We start from the raw sequence: 6,000 nt of genomic DNA, 5'->3' as shown, positions 1-6,000 counted from the left end.
TTCTAACTCGCTATACAAATTTATAAATAAGTTGAAAATCATTGTTGACACTTTTACACAATATTAAGGACTTGACTAAGGATCTGAACTCCCTTGTCTGAAGATGACTGAAATTCGGACATCACTGCAGTAATTTTGCCTATCCTTGTCCGAAGGTACTCAAACTTCGGACACAGACTCGATGAATCTGGTTTCCCTTGTCTGAAGATGACTGAACTTCGGACATCACTGCAGTAATTTTGCCTATCCTTGTCCGAAGGTACATAAACTTCAGACACAGACTAGAAGGATCTGAACTCCCTTGTCTGAAGATGCCTGAACTTCAGACACAACTTCGATTATTTTGCCTTCCCTTGTCCGAAGGTACTCAAACTTCGGACACAGTCCACATGAATTCGCCATCTCATGTCCGAAAATACCTCAACCTCAGCATTAATTAGGTAGAACAGTTTGCAGCTAATAACGGAACACGTTACTCCAACTACCTCGGTCTTTTTAATTTGAAAACAATTTTGGCCATGTAAAAAAACGCTCAAATTGAGCGTTTTTAAATTTGATCCATCCATTCCTTTAAGCTATGGATTGCGTAGGTTGGAGGTCGGTCATATCCTTTTAATAGTTCAGGGGTAGTAACACCGGTGTGGACAAGCAATGTATCGATACCAGCATTCATACCTGCCATAATATCGGTATCATAGTAATCACCAATCATGATAGTATCTTCTTTTGGAATCCCCAGTTGCTTTTGCGCTTGTTCCATGATGATTTTTTCAGGCTTCCCAATAAAAATGGGTTTTACTGTTGTTGAAACAGTGATTACCGAAGTTAATGAACCATTCCCTGGAAGAAGCCCACGTTCAGTTGGAATGGCAATATCACCATTTGTTGAAATAAAGGTTGCACCATTTCGTACGGCTAAACAAGCAATGGCGAATTTTTCATATGTAAGGGAACGGTCAATTCCACAAACCACAAAATCAGGGTTTTTCTCTTGAAATGTAAAGCCTTTTTCCTCTAATGCTTGGTAGATACCATCTTCACCAATTACATATACACTTGCACCCGGTTTCATATCATACATATAATTTGCCGTAGCTTGACTTGTGGTGAAAACCTGCTCCTCTGAACACGCAATATCAAAGTCACGAAGTTTGGCTGCCACCTGTTCAGGTGTTCTAGATGAATTATTCGTAACAAATAAATATGGTATTTGCTTTTGATTTAGTTTATTTACAAAATCACACGCTTCATTAATACGCTCTGTTCCACGATACATGGTACCGTCTAAGTCAAATAAATATCCTTTGTATGTTTTCACTACTTCTATCACCTTTTTTTAGTTTTTAAATGCTGAAACCGGTCCTAATTCATTTTCAAGATAAGATCGTACCGCTTGTGGAAAGCTAGCAAGACTTTCTTTATTTTTTTGAAAGCTCGAAATTAATTCGTCGTGATTAATCTCAAGATAATCTTGAACTATTACTTTTCGAAAACGGATAATTTCTTTAAGTTCATTCGCTACTTCAGTTGTCACTACTTTTTCATCTTCAAGTATGTCTATGATATCCTCATAGCTACCTGGATCACGCATAATAAAGCCATCAATCATCGAATTTCCGACATCTAAAATTGCCTCAATTGTAAGATGAGATATTCTCTCTAACGCTTTCTTTTCAACCACGCTTGTCCAATTTGAATTTGCTTCAATTAATTGTAAATTTTCTTCGTAAAAAAGAAGGGTTTTTTCAATTTTTTCTCGGTCAACAAAATACATAGTATCACCTTCAGTTTATAATCTTTACCCACCATCTTTTATATACCACATTATCTTACCATAAAGTTAATAATGATTCATGGTTTCCCTCTTACCTACCGTATCTATAAATTCGTTTTCTAATTCGTACACCTTTGTTATGATAAGGATAATGACTGTTTCTTAAAAGGAGAGAATCCATTATGTCTGAACGATTTTTCTTATATGATGATGATACAATCGACACACAAACCCGATTTGTAAGTTTTATGGGGGAACACCAGCGCTACGACTTAGCTGTTGTCAAATCTGACCGCTATTATGGCAAGCATATTGTTTTAAATATTTTAAGCAATCGTTTTGCTATTATCGGTAGAGATGACCTTGATGAGCCCGGCTATATTGAACATGCTTATCAGCTATCTGAAGAGGAAGCAGAGGAATTGCGTTCTTTTTTGTATGAAATTGTCTAACATAATTACGCAATGCTGCGAAAACACTAGAAGTAAGAAGTGAGGTGTTTTTCAGGTGGCAGAAAAAGATAAAGACAAAGAAGAAATAAAGTATACCGACTTTTCAAATGTGGAGACGATGAGAAATTTCTTAACCTTTGAGGAATATCCGGAAGGGCCATATGGCACACCGCGTGGTAAGGATACGCCTGTTGAGAACAAAAGCACACCATGGAAAGAAGGACAACGAACATATAGCAACTTTAACTATGAGTTCAAATCACTTCACCAGGATCTTCCAAGACAATTCCCTGGGGCTCATCCCACACATGATGACAAGGATGAAAATGCCGAACCGCCTTATGACTAATAAGAAGGTTCAAGCCATAATAAAAGTACAGGCAGCTAAATTAGCCTGTACTTTATTTTTTTACCTTTTTTAAGACAAAATAGGCACAACCGAAATTGCAATATTCGTATAGATACTCAGAAAGGGTACTTATTTTTGTATCAAATGACGCTTTTTGGTTTTTATCATCAAAAAAACCTTTTAAGCGAAGCTGTTCATATCCCCAGTCCCCAACTATATAATCATACTTCGCTAAGATATCGCTGTATCTCGCACGAAAAGCTTCTTCATTAAATCCATCTTTTAGCTCATCAATGAGCTCATATGTAGTATTACCTATGCTAATCACTTCAATCACCTCGTACCCCATACTAGAGGATGTTCACTATATATCCATTATAGCCAATCAATCCATCAATTACTATGCGAAATTTTTGTTGAATTGGTCACCCTACAACTGAGGGGGTGTCAAGATTGAAAAAATACACAATCATCTCAGGCTTAATTGCCTTAACCGCTTTAACAGGTTGCGGTACTTCTGACGATAATGCAGGAGTCTACCATGAAAGCGGAAATACAATATATCGAACTGACCAAAATGAGCTTTACAATGCGAATGGCGTCAAAAACAATGGTAAAGAAATGACGAACTTTGGCTATGTTCGTCACCAAAAAAATCCAGTCCCTGGCGGTGCAAATGTATACAGTAATTTGCCAACCATGAACAGGGAAAAAGTTGCAGATTTAATCAGTAAAATCTGTACAACTATTCCGAACGTCAAAGATGTTGGTACGCTAGTAACTGATGAAGAGGTCCTTGTCGCATATGATACGGATTCTAAAGACCGTATGTTAACAGCAGACCAGGTAAAACGTTCCGCAATGTCAGTTGTTCCGAGGTATTTCCATGTATACGTTTCTGATAACCCTGACATGATGAATCAAATTGAGCGATTCGGAAGACTTGATTCAGACAGCCGAAATGTCGATCAAATTATTACATCTACCATTCAACAAATGATTAAATCGCCACAAGGATATAAAGTCAGTGATGGTGAAAATGAAAATGGGGAAATGGAAGGTGGCCTCAACCCTGAGTATGAACGTAGGGCGAGAGAGAACCAAGACTTCCTTAGTAACCCTAGTATCAACAATAAAGGTGGAATTGAATTCAATCCTGAAATAGATCGCACAACTGATAATAAAGGGAATGAGGACCAAAAGAGAGATGATGGAAGAGAATTATTGCAAAAAGGAACGCATTAAAAAAAGGGGATTTCCCCCTTTTTTTATGCTTGTTTAACTTGTTGATTTGATTTTGCTGCATTTACTTGCTCATCCGCATGGTAAGAAGAACGTACAAGAGGACCGGCTTCACAATGACTGAAACCTTTACTTAATGCAATCTCTTTTAATTCTGCAAATTCATCTGGATGATAGTATTTTTCAACTTTCAAATGCTTTTTCGTTGGTTGTAAATATTGACCAATTGTAATGATATCTACATTGTTTGCTCGAAGGTCGTCCATTGTTTCAATGATTTCTTCCTTCGTTTCGCCAAGGCCGATCATGATACTTGATTTTGTTGGAATTTCTGCATTCATTTCTTTTGCACGACGTAAAAATTCAAGTGAACGTTCATATTTTGCACGTGCACGAACACGGTCAGATAAACGGCGAACCGTTTCAATATTATGGTTCATAATGTCGGGCTTTGCATCCATTAGGATTTTTAGATTTTCGTGCACTCCACCCATATCTGATGGTAGCACTTCAATTGAGGTAAATGGATTCTTTCTACGAATTGCACGTACTGTTTCTGCAAATACCGCAGCTCCACCGTCCTTCAAATCGTCACGAGCAACTGTTGTAATAACAACATGCTTTAATCCCATCATTGCGACAGAATCAGCTACCCGCTCTGGTTCTGCCCAATCCAATTCATTTGGAAGGCCTGTCTTAACCGCGCAAAAGCGGCAAGCGCGAGTACAAGTGTCCCCAAGAATCATAAAAGTAGCTGTTTTTCTTACAGCCCAACATTCGTGAATATTAGGACATTTAGCTTCCTCACAAACGGTATGTAATTGCTTCTCTCTCATCATTTTCTTTAAGCCAGTGTAGCTTTCATTCGTATTCAGTTTTATTTTTAGCCATTCCGGCTTTCGAAGATATTCTTGTTTTTTTGACATACTTCATCACTCCATTGCAAAGGCTATCCCTATTATACTCCTAACTACTTTAAGAATCCAAGTATTCGATTTATTTGTATTTTTTAGCTTCCAACAATTAGTGATTATGAAAATGAGATGATTTAACAAACTAACAAGGAAGAGACATTTTTATTTAATTCAAATTAGACAAATTCGACTTATTAAATGCCTATAGATGCCTTTTTAAAACAATACTTCCTTGTGTTATTTTAGTGAAAGGAGATTTGCGTGCGTGAACAGAAAACTTGGTATAGTTGTTGTTATTTGCTTACTTTTAATGTGTATGCCTTTGGATGCAAGTGCAAATGAGGATCAACAAAAAGTTTTTCAGGAACGAATGAACCTCTATACAAAGATGGAAACAGTAACACAGATTCCTTGGTACTATTATGCGGCTATTGACCAGTATGAAAGAAGCATCCGTCGTTCCCGAAAAGATATTCCGAAAGAAACCGGGTTAATTGGAATTTATATTAAACCAGAGACTTGGGCGGGGGCTTTAAACCCAAATCCAAATGATTCGAACCCTTATAGTATTCAACTTTTTGGAGGAATAGGTCTTGATGGTAACGGGGATGGAGTTGCAGATCAAACGAATGATGAGGATATCCTACTTACGATTTCAGAGCAAATTTTAGCGTACGGGACTGATCCTGATAATATCAGAATCGGTTTATGGGATTATTACAAACGGGACAAATCGGTTTCACTGATTACGGGAATTGCTAAAATCTATTCAACATATGGCACACTTGATTTAGATAAACACGCCTTTCCGGTTCCTCTTGGCTATAATCACAGCTATAAAAATACTTGGGGAGATGCGCGTGGCTGGGGAGGTCGTAGAATGCATGAAGGCACTGACATCTTTGCAAGCTACGGAACACCGGTAAGGGCAACCTCATATGGGGTCATCGAAATGAAAGGTTGGAACCGTTTTGGTGGATGGCGTATCGGTATCCGCGATGTTAATAATACGTACCATTACTTTGCTCACTTAAATGGATTTGCGAAGGATATAGCAATCGGGCAAGTTGTTGAACCTGGTACAGTGATTGGCTCTGTTGGAAGTTCTGGCTATGGACCACCAGGAACTGCCGGAAAGTTCCCTCCACATCTTCACTACGGAATGTACAAAGACAACGGGTATACAGAATGGTCCTTTGATCCATATCCGCATCTAAGGGCTTGGGAAAGATCAGAAAGACAAGCCAGAAAACGTAAATGATTAAAGGC

The 6,000-nt window shown here is 38.1% G+C and carries 7 protein-coding genes and 1 pseudogene; 4 read left to right on the top strand and 4 right to left on the bottom strand.

Translation table 11 applies throughout. The features are described from left to right. Nucleotides 1-547 precede the first annotated feature (547 nt). Together nucF and hepT are read right to left on the bottom strand one after the other, a co-directional pair. Nucleotides 548-1,318, bottom strand: coding sequence for a 5' nucleotidase NucF (gene nucF / locus ACR65M_RS19685; RefSeq protein WP_341330504.1), 771 nt, complete (start codon nucleotides 1,316-1,318; stop codon nucleotides 548-550). A gap of 18 nt (nucleotides 1,319-1,336) precedes the next feature. Continuing rightward, nucleotides 1,337-1,774 carry a type VII toxin-antitoxin system HepT family RNase toxin gene (gene hepT, locus ACR65M_RS19680; protein WP_341330503.1) on the bottom strand — a complete coding sequence of 146 codons (438 nt, stop codon included), beginning with the start codon at nucleotides 1,772-1,774 and terminating at the stop codon, nucleotides 1,337-1,339. Between the two features lie 182 nt (nucleotides 1,775-1,956). Here hepT and ACR65M_RS19675 point away from each other — a divergent pair, with 182 nt between their 5' ends. Continuing rightward, nucleotides 1,957-2,226: a DUF3055 domain-containing protein gene (locus tag ACR65M_RS19675; RefSeq protein WP_440274159.1), complete on the top strand. Its 270-nt coding sequence runs from the start codon at nucleotides 1,957-1,959 to the stop codon at nucleotides 2,224-2,226. A gap of 118 nt (nucleotides 2,227-2,344) precedes the next feature. Further along, nucleotides 2,345-2,575 (top strand): cytosolic protein, encoded by a 231-nt coding sequence (locus tag ACR65M_RS19670; RefSeq protein WP_121446480.1) that lies wholly within the window; start codon nucleotides 2,345-2,347, stop codon nucleotides 2,573-2,575. 52 nt (nucleotides 2,576-2,627) lie between these two features. Here the strand turns inward: ACR65M_RS19670 and ACR65M_RS19665 are convergent, their stop codons facing one another. Further along, on the bottom strand, nucleotides 2,628-2,903 hold the full coding sequence (locus ACR65M_RS19665; protein ID WP_099352671.1) for a YutD family protein: 276 nt from the start codon (nucleotides 2,901-2,903) through the stop codon (nucleotides 2,628-2,630). 140 nt (nucleotides 2,904-3,043) lie between these two features. On the opposite strand from ACR65M_RS19665, the pseudogene ACR65M_RS19660 reads away from it, so the two are divergent. Then, nucleotides 3,044-3,673 (top strand): annotated as a pseudogene (locus ACR65M_RS19660) (YhcN/YlaJ family sporulation lipoprotein); the annotation flags it as partial. A gap of 170 nt (nucleotides 3,674-3,843) precedes the next feature. Here the strand turns inward: ACR65M_RS19660 and lipA are convergent. After that, complete coding sequence (lipA, locus tag ACR65M_RS19655) at nucleotides 3,844-4,743, bottom strand: lipoyl synthase (protein ID WP_341330502.1); 900 nt, start codon at nucleotides 4,741-4,743, stop codon at nucleotides 3,844-3,846. A 298-nt stretch (nucleotides 4,744-5,041) separates the two neighbouring features. Between lipA and ACR65M_RS19650 the strand changes: the two genes are divergently transcribed. Then, on the top strand, nucleotides 5,042-5,992 hold the full coding sequence (locus ACR65M_RS19650) for a peptidoglycan DD-metalloendopeptidase family protein (RefSeq protein WP_121446481.1): 951 nt from the start codon (nucleotides 5,042-5,044) through the stop codon (nucleotides 5,990-5,992). Nucleotides 5,993-6,000 lie beyond the last annotated feature (8 nt).

The organism is Ferdinandcohnia sp. SAFN-114 (genome assembly GCF_059415045.1).
Note: the sequence above shows the minus strand (reverse complement) of the source record. Positions and strands in the feature narration are given on the sequence as shown.

What these genes read in the sequence shown, in the direction of transcription:
- ACR65M_RS19650 (WP_121446481.1), top strand. Translation starts at nt 5,042, where the DNA reads ATGTGTATGCCTTTGGATGCAAGTGCAAATGAGGATCAACAAAAAGTT.
- ACR65M_RS19675 (WP_440274159.1), top strand. Translation starts at nt 1,957, where the DNA reads ATGTCTGAACGATTTTTCTTATATGATGATGATACAATCGACACACAA.
- lipA (WP_341330502.1), bottom strand. Translation starts at nt 4,743, where the DNA reads ATGTCAAAAAAACAAGAATATCTTCGAAAGCCGGAATGGCTAAAAATA.
- hepT (WP_341330503.1), bottom strand. Translation starts at nt 1,774, where the DNA reads ATGTATTTTGTTGACCGAGAAAAAATTGAAAAAACCCTTCTTTTTTAC.
- ACR65M_RS19670 (WP_121446480.1), top strand. Translation starts at nt 2,345, where the DNA reads ATGAGAAATTTCTTAACCTTTGAGGAATATCCGGAAGGGCCATATGGC.